This is a genomic window from Ktedonobacter sp. SOSP1-52 (assembly GCF_016587395.1).
Genome location: NZ_BNJH01000001.1, coordinates 685,474 through 700,812 on the forward strand (window position 1 = coordinate 685,474; position 15,339 = coordinate 700,812).

General features: G+C 52.5%; 18 protein-coding genes. 14 read left to right on the forward strand and 4 right to left on the reverse strand.

The window, feature by feature from the left end:
• Nucleotides 1-105: 105 nt before the first annotated feature.
• Nucleotides 106-1,338, forward strand: a complete 1,233-nt coding sequence (locus tag JMJ16_RS03045; protein WP_201378307.1) for a leucine-rich repeat domain-containing protein — start codon at nucleotides 106-108, stop codon at nucleotides 1,336-1,338.
• Between the two features lie 71 nt (nucleotides 1,339-1,409).
• Here the strand turns inward: JMJ16_RS03045 and JMJ16_RS03050 are convergent, their stop codons facing one another.
• A complete protein-coding gene (locus JMJ16_RS03050; RefSeq protein WP_201378309.1) occupies nucleotides 1,410-1,607 on the reverse strand; it encodes a ribbon-helix-helix domain-containing protein in 198 nt (65 codons plus the stop codon).
• 80 nt (nucleotides 1,608-1,687) lie between these two features.
• Here JMJ16_RS03050 and JMJ16_RS03055 point away from each other — a divergent pair, with 80 nt between their 5' ends.
• Nucleotides 1,688-2,815 (forward strand): RNA-guided endonuclease TnpB family protein, encoded by a 1,128-nt coding sequence (locus JMJ16_RS03055; RefSeq protein ID WP_201378311.1) that lies wholly within the window; start codon nucleotides 1,688-1,690, stop codon nucleotides 2,813-2,815.
• A gap of 503 nt (nucleotides 2,816-3,318) precedes the next feature.
• Here the strand turns inward: JMJ16_RS03055 and JMJ16_RS56695 are convergent.
• On the reverse strand, nucleotides 3,319-3,624 hold the full coding sequence (locus JMJ16_RS56695) for a WD40 repeat domain-containing protein (RefSeq protein ID WP_374228912.1): 306 nt from the start codon (nucleotides 3,622-3,624) through the stop codon (nucleotides 3,319-3,321).
• A gap of 746 nt (nucleotides 3,625-4,370) precedes the next feature.
• Nucleotides 4,371-5,003, reverse strand: a complete 633-nt coding sequence (locus JMJ16_RS03060; protein ID WP_201378312.1) for a TetR/AcrR family transcriptional regulator — start codon at nucleotides 5,001-5,003, stop codon at nucleotides 4,371-4,373.
• 141 nt (nucleotides 5,004-5,144) lie between these two features.
• Here JMJ16_RS03060 and JMJ16_RS03065 point away from each other — a divergent pair, with 141 nt between their 5' ends.
• From JMJ16_RS03065 to JMJ16_RS03110, 10 genes are all read left to right on the forward strand, one after another.
• Nucleotides 5,145-5,672 (forward strand): pyridoxamine 5'-phosphate oxidase family protein, encoded by a 528-nt coding sequence (locus tag JMJ16_RS03065; protein WP_201378313.1) that lies wholly within the window; start codon nucleotides 5,145-5,147, stop codon nucleotides 5,670-5,672.
• A 135-nt stretch (nucleotides 5,673-5,807) separates the two neighbouring features.
• Complete coding sequence (locus JMJ16_RS03070) at nucleotides 5,808-6,527, forward strand: helix-turn-helix domain-containing protein (protein WP_201378314.1); 720 nt, start codon at nucleotides 5,808-5,810, stop codon at nucleotides 6,525-6,527.
• Nucleotides 6,500-6,715 (forward strand): hypothetical protein, encoded by a 216-nt coding sequence (locus tag JMJ16_RS03075; RefSeq protein WP_201378315.1) that lies wholly within the window; start codon nucleotides 6,500-6,502, stop codon nucleotides 6,713-6,715. Before JMJ16_RS03070 ends, JMJ16_RS03075 begins: the two co-directional genes overlap by 28 nt.
• A gap of 97 nt (nucleotides 6,716-6,812) precedes the next feature.
• Entirely contained in the window at nucleotides 6,813-7,100 is a 288-nt protein-coding gene (locus JMJ16_RS03080; RefSeq protein WP_236601160.1) for a hypothetical protein, read from the forward strand.
• A 312-nt stretch (nucleotides 7,101-7,412) separates the two neighbouring features.
• Nucleotides 7,413-8,201, forward strand: a complete 789-nt coding sequence (locus JMJ16_RS03085; protein ID WP_236601162.1) for an ArsR family transcriptional regulator — start codon at nucleotides 7,413-7,415, stop codon at nucleotides 8,199-8,201.
• Nucleotides 8,202-8,320: 119 nt separating this feature from the next.
• Nucleotides 8,321-8,581 carry a VOC family protein gene (locus tag JMJ16_RS03090; protein WP_201378318.1) on the forward strand — a complete coding sequence of 87 codons (261 nt, stop codon included), beginning with the start codon at nucleotides 8,321-8,323 and terminating at the stop codon, nucleotides 8,579-8,581.
• A gap of 6 nt (nucleotides 8,582-8,587) precedes the next feature.
• A complete protein-coding gene (locus JMJ16_RS03095; RefSeq protein WP_201378319.1) occupies nucleotides 8,588-8,707 on the forward strand; it encodes a VOC family protein in 120 nt (39 codons plus the stop codon).
• Between the two features lie 445 nt (nucleotides 8,708-9,152).
• Nucleotides 9,153-9,599, forward strand: coding sequence for a DUF6223 family protein (locus tag JMJ16_RS03100; protein ID WP_201378320.1), 447 nt, complete (start codon nucleotides 9,153-9,155; stop codon nucleotides 9,597-9,599).
• Nucleotides 9,600-10,488: 889 nt separating this feature from the next.
• Nucleotides 10,489-11,196 (forward strand): hypothetical protein, encoded by a 708-nt coding sequence (locus JMJ16_RS03105; protein ID WP_201378322.1) that lies wholly within the window; start codon nucleotides 10,489-10,491, stop codon nucleotides 11,194-11,196.
• Between the two features lie 402 nt (nucleotides 11,197-11,598).
• Nucleotides 11,599-12,345: a metallophosphoesterase gene (locus JMJ16_RS03110; protein ID WP_201378324.1), complete on the forward strand. Its 747-nt coding sequence runs from the start codon at nucleotides 11,599-11,601 to the stop codon at nucleotides 12,343-12,345.
• A 100-nt stretch (nucleotides 12,346-12,445) separates the two neighbouring features.
• Here the strand turns inward: JMJ16_RS03110 and JMJ16_RS03115 are convergent, their stop codons facing one another.
• Nucleotides 12,446-13,546 carry an RNA-guided endonuclease TnpB family protein gene (locus tag JMJ16_RS03115; RefSeq protein WP_201378326.1) on the reverse strand — a complete coding sequence of 367 codons (1,101 nt, stop codon included), beginning with the start codon at nucleotides 13,544-13,546 and terminating at the stop codon, nucleotides 12,446-12,448.
• Between the two features lie 173 nt (nucleotides 13,547-13,719).
• Here JMJ16_RS03115 and JMJ16_RS56700 point away from each other — a divergent pair, with 173 nt between their 5' ends.
• Nucleotides 13,720-13,863: a transposase gene (locus tag JMJ16_RS56700; protein ID WP_374228914.1), complete on the forward strand. Its 144-nt coding sequence runs from the start codon at nucleotides 13,720-13,722 to the stop codon at nucleotides 13,861-13,863.
• 924 nt (nucleotides 13,864-14,787) lie between these two features.
• Nucleotides 14,788-15,330 (forward strand): dihydrofolate reductase family protein, encoded by a 543-nt coding sequence (locus JMJ16_RS03120; protein WP_201378328.1) that lies wholly within the window; start codon nucleotides 14,788-14,790, stop codon nucleotides 15,328-15,330.
• The last annotated feature ends 9 nt before the right edge of the window (nucleotides 15,331-15,339 follow it).

Consider the following 15,339-nt stretch of genomic DNA (forward strand, 5'->3'; position numbering starts at 1 on the left):
GCATGATAGCGTAACACTGCGATGAGCGTCAGAAGGTGCCGGAGAGATGGAAAAACCAGCCTTTCTCATTTGTACGGATAGCAATCACAACGAGAAGAGAGAATAATGACGTATAAACGTGTTGAGCCCTATACCAAAGAAGAGGCAGAAGCCGCCTTTGCCCAGGGAGACAGTCAGCAGATCACCGACGCTCTGTTGGGCGTGACCTACTACGAGGAAGATTGGCACTGGGTACAAAACGCCTGCCTGAACTTGTTGAAGCGTTCTGAAACCCAGCCTAGATGGATTGCTATTCAATGTCTGGGACATCTGGCGACATTTCATCACGTGCTTGACCTGGACTTGGTGCTCCCAGCACTCCAGGCTCAGCTCTCTGACCCGAAGGTGTTTTCTCCGTTGTCGAACGCATTTGATGATATCGCAATGGGCATAGAAGACAAACCCTATTTTGAGGCCCATTGGGGTAAGCTTCCAGATAAGCTCAAAGATACGTTGATAGAAAATGGCTTTTTTAATATGCATGGAAAGCATGTGAGAAAGAGAAGTTTCGGTGCCAACTGGGAAGAGACACGACCAGAGCATGGGTCTCATGGTCAAGAGATTGTTGAACGGCTGAAGCAGCGCTATGCTGCTTTTCCCTTGCATGACTGGCAAGAGTACTACGATGAGCAAGGGAATCTGCTGCGGCTAAGTCTTGCGGAGCTGGAACTTGTGCAACTACCCATGGAACTCTGGCAGTTAACGTCCCTGCTCGAACTTGATCTTAGCGAGAACCAACTGAGCAGCTTGCCCGCCGAACTAGGTCAACTTGTGAATCTGGAACGCTTTAATATAGGCCAGAACAAGTTTTGTAATCTGCCCGCCGAACTAGGACAGTTGACCAATCTCCAAGAGCTGTATCTGGACGAGAACCAGCTACGTAGCTTTCCTGCCATGCTGGTGGAGCTTGTCAGTTTGCAAACGCTTAGCCTGAGCGAGAATCAACTGAGTGAGGTTCCTGCTGAACTGGGACTGCTTATCAATCTGCTTACGCTTTATCTCGATAAGAATCAGTTGAGGAGCCTCCCTGCCGAATTGGGCCAGCTTATTAACTTGCAAACGCTTATCCTGAGCCAGAATCAGCTCAGCAGCCTACCCGCTGAGCTGGGTCAGCTTATTAACCTGCACTGGCTTGATTTGGATCAGAACCACCTGATCAACCTCCCAACTGAGTTGGGCCAGCTTACCAAGCTATACACACTTGATCTGAGACAAAATCCTCAACTCCAGATCCCGCCTCCTGAGGTTGTTCAACAGGGAGAGAAAGCGGTCCTGTCGTATTCGCGAGCCTTACTGTAGTTGATATTTTATAGGGGAGAGGATATATGTCACTGCAAATTACAGAAAGCGAGCGAGAAAGCCCCGGTCATTCATGCCGGGGATGAATCGCTCTTCCTTGTTTTGGGGTGGATTGGGTCGGGCCGGTACGTTGGGTCATCCCATGCCAGATAGGCATCTAAGGCTCGGCGTATGATCTCTGCCATTGGCAAATCTTCCTCCTGGCTTCTCTTTTCAAGTTGTCGTTTTTGTCGTTCTGTGATGTAGATATTCGTTCGTTCTTTTGGCATACACTTCTCTCTTTTGTTGACATACAACGTTATTAAGGTGTATAATATCAGAAAGAACAAAGAAAGGCAAGGGTGCAAGGATGCTCATCTACGAGTACAACCTTGATGGAAACAAAGCACAATATGTCGCCATTGACGAAGCGATTCGTCTTGTGCAGTTCATTCGCAATACGTGTTTGCGCTTGTGGATGGATGAGCACGCCACCAAGAATGACTTGCAGTGCTATTGTGCCGTCCTTGCCAAAGCATTCCCCTTTGCCTCTCACCTTAACTCTCAGGCACGTCAAGCCAGTGCCGACCGAGCGTGGTTTGCCATTCAGCGCTTTTATGACAACTGCAAAGCGAAAAAGCCAGGGAAGAAAGGCTCTCCCAAGTTCCAGAAAGACAACCGCTCGGTAGAGTACAAAACAACCGGATGGAAGCTAGACCCTGATGGTCGGCATATCACCTTCACCGATGGGTGCGGCATCGGTCGTCTTCGCCTGATTGGCACACGCGACATTGAAACCTTCCCTGTCAAGCAGATCAAACGAGTACGCATCATTCGTCGTGCCGATGGCTACTATATCCAATTTGCAGTACAGACAGAGCGGCAGATTGAGCATGTTTCTACAGGCAAACTGATTGGCATCGACGTTGGGTTGAAAGCGTTCTCTACCGACTCTGAGGGACAGGCCATTGAAAACCCGCGTCATTATCGCAAGACTGAAAAGCGGCTCAAGCGGCTGCAACGCCGTCTCTCTAAGAAACAGAAGAAGTCAGCCAATCGTAAGAAAGCTCGTCAAGCGGTTGCCAAAGCGCATTTGAAAGTTCAAAGGCAGCGTGAAGATTTCGCTCGCAAAGCAGCGAACACGCTCGTCTCGTCTCACGACCTGATTGCCTTTGAAGACGTGCAGATTCGCAATATGGTCAAAAACCGCTACCTCTCCAAGAGTATTCACGATGCTGGCTGGGGACGATTTCTCTTGTGGGTAAACTACTACGCCGCATTGCATCACATCCCTGTGGTTGCCGTCTCGCCACAGTTCACGAGTCAGAACTGTTCAGCCTGTGGCGCGCTTGTCAAGAAAAGCCTGAGTGTGCGCACACATATCTGTACGAGTTGTGGCGTGGTGTTAGACAGGGATCACAATGCGGCGTTGAACATTTTGCAAAAAGCTCTCAGTACCATAGGGCATATGGGAACTGATGCATCTCTGAGTGCATGAAACGCTTCTGGACAGGAGGACCACTACTGTCTCTCAGCAATGGAAGACAGCAAGCCGCCTGGATGAAGGAAGAATCCCCGCGATTTATCCGGGGAGTGTCAAATCATTCCATGAAGTACATGGGGAATAACCACCTTCTGTTTCTATATAAATTTCTCCCCAGGTAGGAAATACATCGTTAGCCTTCTCGTCTATAGGGATGTTGGAGTGAAATGAGAGCATGGGATACATTCTCCCTTTTACATGTATATTTGTGATCTACAGGTCAGGATGCTCACCTTCCAAGACAAAGTCCACTGCGAACTCAGCTCTACTCCTTGGAAGAGGTCTTTTCCACCCGTTAGACCAATAGCAGAGCAATGCCAGGTCTCTGAGCATAGGCTTCACCTCATGATATACATGAGATGATCTAGCCTACGTTTGGTCGTTTCACGAACGAGGATGTCATCGAGATCAGCACATTCAAGCGCATTCTCTCCCAGTGGCTCCTGATGTCCGGTTTACTATCCGCAAAGCGAACTTAAGCGATAGATTTCTTGACCCTTCTCTACATTCCACCAACGAACCGTTCGTTTCCGATCACCCATAGAGATAAGCATCCGACCACTTGGGCTAAACGTAAGACGAGCGAAACGGCCCGTGTGTACTGGAAATTGCCGTATCTTCGTCCTTGTTGCAATATCCCAGATGGTAATACCGTGGAGGTCTCCTGATGCAAGCAGCTTTCCGTCTGGGCGAAACGTGGATAACCGATCCTTCTTCAAAAAGCTCTGTGTCGCTTCTCGGGTATGCATATTCCATACACGCATCTCTGTTCCATCTCCAGGGCCACCGGCTTCGCCACTAGTAGTAAGTGCGACGAGTTGACAGATTTTCGGGTGAAGAGTGATCAAGCGGCACGAAGAGTGATCAGCTCAACTATTGATGACGAGGAAAACTGCTTGAGATGTGGATCGTTCTCAATCGTTTCTGTAAATTCACGTGCGAATTTTACTGTTTTGCCTGTTATATATTGGCTATAGTAGCAGGAAACCCAACTGGTAAATTGGGTCAATATTCGAACAAAAATGAGCGTGGATTGCCTCTGTGTTCGAACATTCACCCAAAATTTTTGTGGATGAAGGTTCGAACAGATTTCCATGGTCTCACGTTTTGCAGGATGGCAGATCATTTTTCAAGAGAAAGCGGCAATACGAATTTCCATTTGCTGTTTAGCTCAGTTCGCTTCGGGAGCGGATCGTTGCTCGTCTGTCCGAACATTGAGCTAAAAATCCGATGATTGGGCTTAATTTGTCCGAATATTGACCCAATTTACCACCAACGAAACACGCCTCTTTCAGCCCAAAACAAGACTGGAACAGGGCAGCAGAAGCTCACAATTCAAGCAAGTTTGCTCGTGAATTTACACTATTGGAAGTTGCAAATCTGCTTATTGAGCTATGTTGCTTATCAGCAATAGATGAGCTGCTCACTCTTTGCCCAAAACTGTCCGGACACACCCCAAAAAACGGCTCAATTTTTATGTCCATTACCAACCTAGTGGGTCAGCTAGCAATTAGCCTGGTTTTGCCCCTGAAAGGATGAGATCAACGACCCGTTCGGGTAGCATCTCGTCAACCGGCTCATTGACCACAAAGAAGCGCATGTACATGATGCCACTGAGCATTTCTAAGAGGAATTGGCAATCTACCTGTGGCGATAATTCCCCACGTGCGATAGCACGATCAAAGAGGATCTGCAGGTGAGCACATCGCTGACGCCAGTGCTCCTGCCGGAGAGCACAGAGTTCAGGTAAGTGGAGCGTCGCAACTGCCGTTTGGAAAAGGGCCTGTCCTTCCCTCGATTGCAGAAAAAGCCTGAGAGACTGCAACACTGCGACGAGATCAGAGCGCAGGGTCCCGGTGTCAGGAACTGGAATCTCTTGTGCCACCCGACGATCGATTGCCTCAAGGATCAACAGCTCTTTCGTTTTCCAGCGACGGTACAGGGAGGTTTCGTGGACACCAGCACGCTCAGCAATAGAAGCGATGCTGAGCCCTTCATATCCCCTTTCCGCCAAAAGCTGAATGGTTGCTTCAAACACAGCAACTTGCACGCGAGCACTCCGACCACCTGGTCGGCGGCGCACCGCATCTCTCCCATCGCCTGTCGGGATGGCGAGTGGCGCATTCGGGCGAGGTGTATTCATGCCACCAGTATATCTTGTGTCGCCTGATAACGCAAGAAGACTTGCATTACGAAAGGGTTCTAGCTATACTTAATGCAGTCTTTCCTGCGTTTAGGAAAGAGCATCTGTTGACTGCAGTGACACAAACGAAAGGAACAATCGATGTCTTCTCATTCTTCTGATCCCTCCACACCCGACCGCGGACGCCTCCCTCATCATCGCGAGGTCCCTTTTCAGTCTCCCGATCCCTCGACTCCTCCTGGGGAGAAGATCCTTCGCCGCCTGCGCGAGGAACTGTTTCTCTGGCTCATCACCGTTGATGCGACCGGGATGCCGCACACCCTCCCGGTCGGGTTTCTGTGGGATGAGGCGCAATCCACCTTTCTCATCTACAGCGCATCAGAGGAGGATCGCGACCAACGGTGGCAATACCTTCGGCAGAATCCAAAAGTGGGCCTGCATTTTAACCTCGACCCAAGTGGTGCCGACTCCTTTATCCTGACCGGTGAGGCGAAGGTGAGCCTGGACGATCCTTCGTCTGATCAAGTTCCCGCCTGGGTGGCAAAATACCAGGCGTTTTTCTCACAGATGGGATTAACCATCCAGCAAGCGGCAGTCGTTCTCCCGGTTGCTTTTCGCGTCCGTCCTCTGACCATGATGGCCTCCTCCTGGTCCACGGAGGAACAATGATCCTTGCGTTCCCTGCCTCATGCAAGGCCGCGAGGGATTGGTGCTTACGGAAGACGCGTGATGCTTGAAAGATGAGGAAGACAACATGGCCGTTTTGTCTCCTCAATCTCCATTATCCGGAGAAAGGAGACAAGCGTGGGGAAAACACAAAACCATCCACTGCGAGCTTTCACGCCTTCCGAAGAGCAGGAATTGCATCGCATAGCAAAAGCGACGAGTGAGTGGCTGGATGTCGTGAAACGAGCGCGAGCGATCCTCTCCGTCCAGGCAGGACAACCTTTTACTGAAGTGGCACACGAGGCGGGGTACAAAAGCGGAGATAGTATCAGTCAGTTGGTAAGACGGTTTAATGAACGAGGGCTGGCAGCATTGCTCATTGCGCCAGGACGAGGACGGAAACCGATTTACACCGATGACCAACGCGCGCGCATTATCGCCGAAGTACAGCGCCAGCCAAACCCCAAAGATGATCAAACCGCGACCTGGTCCTTGATGCTTCTGCGGCAAGCTCTACGTAAGAAGGGGCTGCTGCACATTGCCAAAGAAACTATTCGTCTGGTGCTTCAAGCAGCGGGCTATCAGTTCGGCAAAATACGGACCTGGTGTCTGACAGGAATAGCAGTTCGCAAACGCAAGGCGGGCCAGATACGCGTGGAAGATCCTAAAGCTCAGGAAAAAAAACGCTCATTGAACAGGCCTATGAGCACGCAGAAGCCGCTGGCTTGCCCTTATGGTGCCAGGACGAGGCTGGACCCTATCAAGCTATTCCGCAGTCAGGGGAACACTGGCATCCCGCAGGCAAGCCAACGTTACACCCTCACGAGTATGTGCGCGGAGGTACGGCCAAGCTCTTAACGCTCTTTTGTCCGGTCACTGGTCTAGTGCGGGCCAAAGGGGTGCTCTCGGCACCGAATGCCGTCTTGCATCCCTGGGTGCAGGGAGAATTGCAAAGTATCCTCGACCAATTAGACAAGCAGCCTTCCACCGTACGTGTTCCACTGCCAGACGATCACCCACTGCTCCTCACCTGGCGACAGTGGTAGGTGGTCCTACGAATGTTCTGAACCCCTTCCTGCTCTCCGTCTCATCTTGATCTGGGACAATTTGGCCGGACACCTGTCGTGCAACATGGTTCGTTGGTTGCTTCAACACGGCATCCTGCCGCTCTATACGCCACTTTCTGGTTCCTGGCTCAACATGGCCGAGTCCTTGCAACGGATCATTGTACGCCGCGCGCTCTCTGGGCAGCATTTCCAGACCGCCCAGCAAGTGATCGGCTCCTTAGAGGGGACGGTAGATGGATGGAACCAGAACCCAACGCCTTTTGTCTGGAATGGCAAGCGGCGGCGGCGGCGTGAACGAGCTCGTCTTCGCCGACTTGGCGGTTCAGGTGCTGCCATCTCCTATGGCTACTCAATTACTAGCTGACCCACTAGTACAATGCATATATGAATACTTTACGGCATTTTCCAGATATGTATAGTTCTGTCGTCGGAGCCAGAGGCAAGTGCTCTCCACTTGAGACGTGCCAGAGCCTGACCTCTCCACTTTCCCACGAGTTGCGCAACGAGGTTGTAGCAGGTAGCCAACCAGTTTAAAAATATGTCTTCCTCCCCCACCATGAGGCCGTCTTCTCCAGAGCCACAGACCTTCTCTCTTGACTTTTCACCCCCACTTAGGTAGAATACTATTAAATTGGATTGCTTCAAATAAGATTGGATAAAAATGAGGATGCAGACAATGGAACAGCCAGCGCCATCGGTGCTCAAACTGTTGGCGCATGATCTGCGGTGGACGTTACTCCAACAGCTCACACAGAGTGATTACCGTGTGGCCGAACTCGTTGCGCAGGTGAAGCAGCCACTCAATCTGGTGTCCTACCACTTACGCCAGCTTCGCCAGGCGGGTCTCGTGCATGAGCGGCGCAGCGCCGCTGATGAGCGCTCGTTTTACTACAGCCTGGATCTGCAACGCCTACACACGCTCTACCTGGAAGCGTCGTCATGCCTCCATCCGAGCCTTGGGGAAGCGATCCCCCCGGGGAGCCGCACCGACTTCCACTTTGACGGTCCCCCACCGCGTCTCCTGTTTCTCTGTACGAGCAACAGCGCCCGCTCTCAGATGGCCGAGGCGCTGGTGGATCACCTGAGCCAGGGACAGGTCCAGGCGTACAGTGCCGGGAGTCATCCTGCTCCAGCGGTCCATCCGTTGGCCATCCGCACGCTTGTCCGACGGGACATTCAGATGAGTCAGTCCAAGCCCAAATCCCTGGAGGGGTTTGTGGGTCAGTCGTTTGATCGCGTGATCACGCTCTGTGATCGGGTTCGCGAGCGGTGTCCCACCTGGGGAGACTCGTCGCCGATTCATTGGAGTTTGCCCGACCCCACGGCGGCAGAAGGATCGGAAGCGGAGCGACAACAGGTCTTCGATCAACTGGCTCTCCAATTGGACGTGCGCATTCGGCTGCTGCTCACCTTGCTGGAACAAGAGCGCCAGGAGACGGTTCCGGGACAGAAGACCGCAAGCTGAGCGTCTCAACCCGGCTCCGGGCTGGAAACGAGAAGGACCGATGCTCCACCAAGTCGAGGAAAGGGTCACGGTATCGGACTCATCGAAGGAACATGGTTCTTGAAGAAAAGGAGAAAGATATGGCACGCATTCGCTACATGATTGAGGATGTTGATCAAGCAATCACCTTCTACACGCGCCATTTGGGATTTACACTGGAATTCAATGCGAGTCCGGCGGTTGCCCAAGTAACACGAGGAGATCTCCATCTCCTGCTCAGCGGCCCACAAAGCTCAGGGGCGCGCCCTCTGCCTGACGGGCAGCGCCCCTCCCCTGGCGGCTGGAATCGCCTGATCATCGAGGTGGAGCATCTGCCCGCCGTGATGGAGACGCTCAAATAGGCAGGTGTGCCCTTCCGTCGAGATGGCATCGTCAAAGGGCCGGGAGGCCAGCAAATCTGGATTGAAGATCCCTCAGGCAATCTCATTGAACTGTTTGAGCCAGCGGGACCCCCACCTCGCCCCTAACGATCTGCTGATCCTGAAAGATCCGGGAGCCTTGCTCGCCCACAGGGCGCGTCATGATATTCATGGCGCACCCGAAAAGGGCCTTGTTGGGATATCACTCTGGAAGCTGGAACCTTCCGCTCCGCCTCACGGGAGATACGTGTACATCCCACAATGAAACTGGTGGGAGCAGGATAATTCTCCTGGTCGATAGAGAGAAGCCGCTTGAGGGAGGAGTGCGCGCCTCGACAGCAGCGAAGAGGAGAAAACAAAGCAAGCTCGCAAGCTACCAGGAGAATTGTACTCCTTCACCAGTTTCATTATGGGATGTACACCCGAGGCAATCATGGAAGTTGAACAATGGGCAAAGAGCATGATGTAGCTTTGGGAACAGCACCTTGATGCTTTATCCAAAGCATTGAAAGTCGAAAAGCGCTAGAATAATAATTAAGAGGTAATCAATCATATGCAAATCACTAAGCCTGTGAAACAAATCTTCACTTTTATTCTCGCCCTCCTGGCTGCAGCCGCCCTGTTCGGGGGGCTTGTGTACGCCGTACTGGTGGCCGTGCACCTTTCCGGGCCGGCTACCGAAACGGTTTACGGCCCGACCACCCAGCGACTCTGGGCCGGCACGGCCGGTGTGCTGGGGCTGGCCAGCGTGGTCATCGGTTGGCTGGCCCTGGGTCGTCCCGCCAGTCGTTTCGGCCCCGCCTTCGGGCGACGCGGAGCCATCGTGACCCTGGTGGTGGGGCTAATCGCCGCAGTCAATGGCGGGCTGGTTTTGGCCATCGCCAACGGTGGTCCCGGCACTGGCAACGGAGTAGTCGGTGGTGCCGCAGCGTTGGTGCTGGGACTGATCGCCCTGGTCATCGGTGGGCTGGCTGTGGGCCGATCCCGCCGCGCCGGCTAGAGGACGAATAGTTTATGGCCAAGACCATGCTGGCAGTTGGACTAGCTTTCGCAACGCTTCTCGTGTTCGTTGTCGTCATGGCCTATTAGGCTCGCCGGAGAAATTTACAAGTGCTCGTGGGAAGTCGCATCTTATCAGCAGCGATTGTGTGCCAGAAAAGACCAGAAAATGAGCACCAGATTGGCCGCTACAGTACCAATCTGGTGGTTCACGCTGCCGATAACGAAAGTCTATCGGCGCTGTTCGATCATCTTAGCCCTGCGTTGTGCTATTAGATCTCAAGCGCTCTGACACGTTAGCGTTGTTAATCTCTCGCTAGGGCCTAATAGGCCATAACGCATGCAAAGTAGGCCAGATCTGGTTCTCCTCTCTCGTGGTCAAAGCGCTCACTATCTGCAATCTCTCCTCTTTCCTTTATCTCTGCTTCTGCCCGCTACTCTGTCGCTGGTGACAGCTTACAAGGAGATCTCCATGAATAGTATCGCTGATGGATCGGTGATGATCCAAGCTTTTCAGGCGAACTTCTTCTCGTGAGGGCAAGCAGCCCATCTGCCACTGATTCATGTTAGGCGAGATAATAATAGTCACTTTGAAGCTCAGCATAATCTGAACAATATACCAGCTGGTTCTGCCAGGCTTCACAGCTATAAGCCCGTCGCTTCAGGTTCAGGGAAGGCGACGGACCAGTAGACCGCGCCACTGTGTGTATCAAGTTCGCCTTTAATCAGGTGCAGACCACTTTCATCAAATCGGTACGTGAGTTTTGCGCCATAAGAATCTTGTTGAGATGAAATTAGCCAAAAAACATATCACAGCTGTTTTGTGCGATACTAAGACCAGGACGAGGTCAGATGAGAACCATTTGTTTCGCGAGCGAAGGAGAAACCTCATGTCAACCATTCTCAACGATTCTACGCCATTGGAGCGCTACGGACACAACCTGACTGAGCTTGCGAAACTCGGCGCTTTCTCACCTCTCAGTGGTCAAGATGCAGTGGTACATAGACTGTTTCAGGTTCTTCTGCGAGAGAACAAGTGCAATCCGGTGCTCTTAGGTTCTCATGAGGCCGGACGGTGGGCAGCCCTGATAGAAGTAACTCGTTGGATGGCCATAGGCGATGCACCTGATCCTTTACCCGACAAGCAGGTGATTGTGCTAGATTACGAAGCGTTGCTCGCTGGCCTCCCTGAGCATATTTTCCGTCCCAGAGTGGTGAAATCATACTCTTTCGATGCGTTGATCCATGCAAAGCCGGGGTCGGAAGAAAGAGTGTTCCTGGAACGGCTACGCGGTCAGCCCTCTCTGGAGGAAAAAGATACCCCCACGAAACGACTCCAGTTGCTCTTCACTGCAATGCATCAAGCTGCTGGTTCTTTCCTGTTGTTGATCGATCATTTTCATCGCATCGTTGGAGGCGAATGGGATCGCTACCCGATTGATGCGGCTCCATTGTTGAAGCCGATGTTAGCACGCCGCCAGATCCAATTGATAGGTGCTTGCACGCTGGAACACTATCGCCAACATATTGAGCGGGATGCCGCCATCCAACGCCGCTGCCAGGAAATTTGCATGCCAGAAGTCGAAGACAATCCTTGACGAAGCGATTGCGCAAAACTCCTGTACCGAAAGCGCAAAATTTAGGCTTCTCTCCCGCGCAAATGGTGCTGCTCGCTTGCTTATCTGCAACCCCTTTTTCTCTCTTTGTGAAGAATAGCATGGATGAAGGTGTATGAGTGAGGTAGACACTGCTCTCGATGTTAAGTTAGCTCCTACAAGGCATGAAGGACACACTGGCGTAACAATGCAAATTCCGCTCGGCCAAACATCATACGCTTGATGCGCTTGATCCTTGTCACTCCCACGGATTGCGCAACGAGGTAGTAGCAAGAGCGTGACAGCTTGCTGACCGACCGTCCCTCAACGTCGAGCATATTTGCAGAGAAGCAGCGATATGGTAGACTTTTCTGAAAACCCCTTGCTTTGAGAAAAGAGAAAACCATGAGCGAAACGAAGACCTTTCACACTTCTCTGGCGGTCATTGCCGATATCCATGGGAATCGTTGGGCCCTGGAAGCGGTCTTGCAGGATATCGACCGCCGAGGCATCCAACAGATCGTGAATCTGGGAGATCACCTGACAGGCCCGCTCGATCCCGCAGGCACTGCCGACCTGCTCATCGCCCGCAAGATGGTGAATGTTTGCGGCAACGACGACCGCGAGCTGTTTCTGCCGCAGGAACAACGCTCGCTCTCCCAAAACTACACCTGCACCCAGCTCGCCCCGGCTCATGTTGCCTGGCTGCGCTCCTTGCCGGACACCACCATTGTCGCCGATGAGCTCTTTGTCTGCCACGGCGACCTCTTCGATGCGCCGTATCTCCTTGAAGAGGTCACTCCTTCTGGTGTCTTCTTGAGAAGCACTTCAGCCATCGCGAAAAGCTGTGCTGAGATTGCCCAACCCGTTATTCTCAGTGGACATAGCCACATCCCGCGCACGGTTTCCCTCGCGCAAGGAAAGCTCCTCATTAACCCTGGGAGCGTTGGGATGCCGGCCTACTCGATGGAGACCTATGGGATGGAATCCGGCAGCCCTCACGCTCGTTATGCACTTTTGTATCAGAACCAGCACGGGTGGCAGGTGGAGCATATCCAGGTGCCGTACGCATGGGAGCAGGCAGTGCAGGTCGCACGTGGCAATCAGCGCGCTGATTGGGCACAGTGGCTGACCACAGGCCGAGCGCAGTAATCCGCAGCGACCCTCCTGCGCCCGCTTCACACACCCATGCCTTCCAGTCCGAGGGCATTTCTGTTGGTGACACTCCACGTCCCGTAAACGGGACGGGCTTCTAAGCCACGTCACCAGTTTGGCCTGTCTCCCAGGAGACCGTATCCGCGATACGTGGTTGGGCCAGTTCCTTGCTCAGACAACGTTGGGGCGTGTCTGCCCTCCTACTCCTTGACCTGGACAAGCCAGGACGGAGATACGTAAACGAACGAGGAAAGTTTACTTGCTCGCCAAAGGCAAGCCGATGCATATTGATCGAACCAACCAGATCCCGATGCCCGGAGAACTGGCAAGCGCGACACGCCCACTGTCTGCCTTTGGGCTTGTGTGTATGCCCACATCTAGGACACTGGCTGCTTGTTCCTCGTTCCGAGCCAGTGAAGCTCATGATGTGGGCCGCTTTGGCCTTGTGCGTGAGATACGCTCTGTCTTTGCCGTATTCCCACAAGGCCAGACGCTGATTGTGGTGTCTCCCACTGTTCTTGTTGCGGACACCATGAGGATTGCCAAGAAAGAGCGTGCCGACCTGATGGTGCACACAAAAGTCTATCACCTTGCGGGTGGCTTTGTGTCGCAGGTCACGTATGCGACGTTCTGCACGACGACATTGCTTGTGTTTGGCTCGCTGCACCTTTTTCCAACGACGAGAAGACTTTTGGCACCTCGATTGCTTTTTCGCCATCTTGCCGAGCTGTTTGCTTCTCAGGTGTTTGAGCGAACGGATACCGCGTCCGGTGACGATCAGAGCCTGACCTGTGTTCGTGGTCACGGCAGCCAGGTGGATCTCGCCCAAATCGATGGTTGCCTCAACGGTGCCAGGAGCCTGCTCTGCCTGTGGAATTTCCACGCAGACATGCAGCTCAAAGCCATGGTTCCAAACCAGGCTGCACGCCCCACTGTGTTCGGGCAGTTCAAGGGGCAAGACCAGGGATGGGCGTCCTCTGCCCATAGGCAAAACAACACGCCCGTGTTCTTTGCTCACTGCCTGAGCAGGCCACTTGACCGGAGAAAAGCGTTTGGTTCGCCAGGGGTACTTCATCTGCATCTGGGGATGCGTTTGACGGAGCTGGCGGGTGGTATCAATGGTGGCAAGGAAGGCGGCAACGATCATCTGCACCGATTGGCTCTGCAGCGCAAAACGCCCTTTGGTGGCTTTCTGCAACGCGTCTCGTCCCGGTCAGGGCAGATGGGCGAGACGTACAGCTTTATGTATTTCCATACAGCAATTCTATACCTGTGCGGCTTCCATCTGAGAAGCTTTGAGGCGTTGGAAGAGGGCAGGCGATAAATGATTCAATTGGTAGATTGTCACCGTTTTCATGCTACAATTGTAGCATGACTGAAAGTGGTTTACAAGTTGGTAAAACCAGATATACCCACTCCTCGATTGCTTCTCATCTGGTATGGACTCCCAAGTACCGCCGCCGTATTTTGACAGGGGAGATCCAAAAAGAGACGAAACGGTTGAGAGAGGAATGAGGTCCTCGGCAAGGTCTCACGCTGTTAGCGCTCTCGACGGACGAAGACCACATTAAATCCCAAATGCGCCATGGCTACTTGCATTCCAGGGTTGGAGCAGTAATACGTGAGGAAGGCTGCAAAGGGATGCAAAAAAAAGAAGAGAAGACACGCGCCCAGACACTTCGTTCCTGTATGGACGAGCGCTACCGGTACTTTGTTGCTTCGGGATTTTGTCCCGTTTTAAGCCCATCAAAGAGTGACAATCAAGCTCAAATTGCTTAGGATAGATGATCAAAATCAGACGCGGCTCCCTTTGTCAACGAAGTATGGCTACAGCGGCTAGCGAAAGCATTGAGCCATGAGATGGTCAATGTTGAGATAAAGTAAGGAAGATACGCCCTTTCTTCCCGTGACCAAGCAATCTCTGTTTTCTGTCTCCCGTTTTCCGTCGAGAAAGGCATGTTTTGAGACGCTGTTTTTGAGATGGGTTTTGACCCAATACAACAGGTTATGAGACACATGAAGCCGAGGGCAAGAACCCGAGGCTTTTGGGCGTTTGGCTATCTCATGAAACGACCCAGCCTGTTGAAAAAGTCATTGATGGATGAGTATATCAGGCCATCATACTTCTATTTACGCTCAAATTTCGCGGCCCCGGAATAAAATGATGAGATTTTTGGGATTTTTTCAACAGACTAGTTGGTTTTGAGATAACGAGAACATGGGATAACAGACGAGTCCTGGTTCATTTCCGACACTGGACTCGCCTCTCAGGCGACTCCTTCTCCCTGTTTGCCTGTTTGAGAGGTCGATCTCAGAGCGCTCTTGTTCCGATATTTTCCCTTGATTTGCGATGAGTTTTGGGTCAACCCGGTGTCCTATAAGTGAAAGGTGATTGACACCTCTCGCACATCTCGTTTGAAGAGGAAAGGACACCATCTTATGCGTAATATTATCGAATATACTCTCGTCTCGGTAGACGGCGTCTACGCCGGAGCAGCCATCTCAAGATTTTCTGAATACCGCGACGACGAGGTGTATATGCGGGACGGATTAGACCAGGCACTGGCGTGCGGCGCGCTGTTGATGGGCCGCACGACGTACGAGGGCTTTGCTAAGATTTGGCCCAGACGCACCGACCCGTGGGCTGACAGGATCAATGCCATGCCAAAGTATGTCTTCTCATCGACGTTGGAAAAAGCCGACTGGAATAACTCAACCATCGTTCGAGGCGATGTGGTTGCTGAAGTGACCAAACTCAAGCAGCAAGAAGGAGGCGATCTTCTCATCTATGGGCATGGCCTTCTCGCTGAGACATTGTTCAAGCACCACTTGCTCGACGCCCTCGGTCTCTCGATCTTTCCGTTTGTTCTCGGGCAAGGAAAGCAGCTCTTCCGACAGGGCGAAACCGCCACGTTGAGGCTTGTTGCGACAAAGAGCTTTTCGAAAGGCATTATCAAGCTCACCTATGAACCACAGTCCTGATGGGTATTC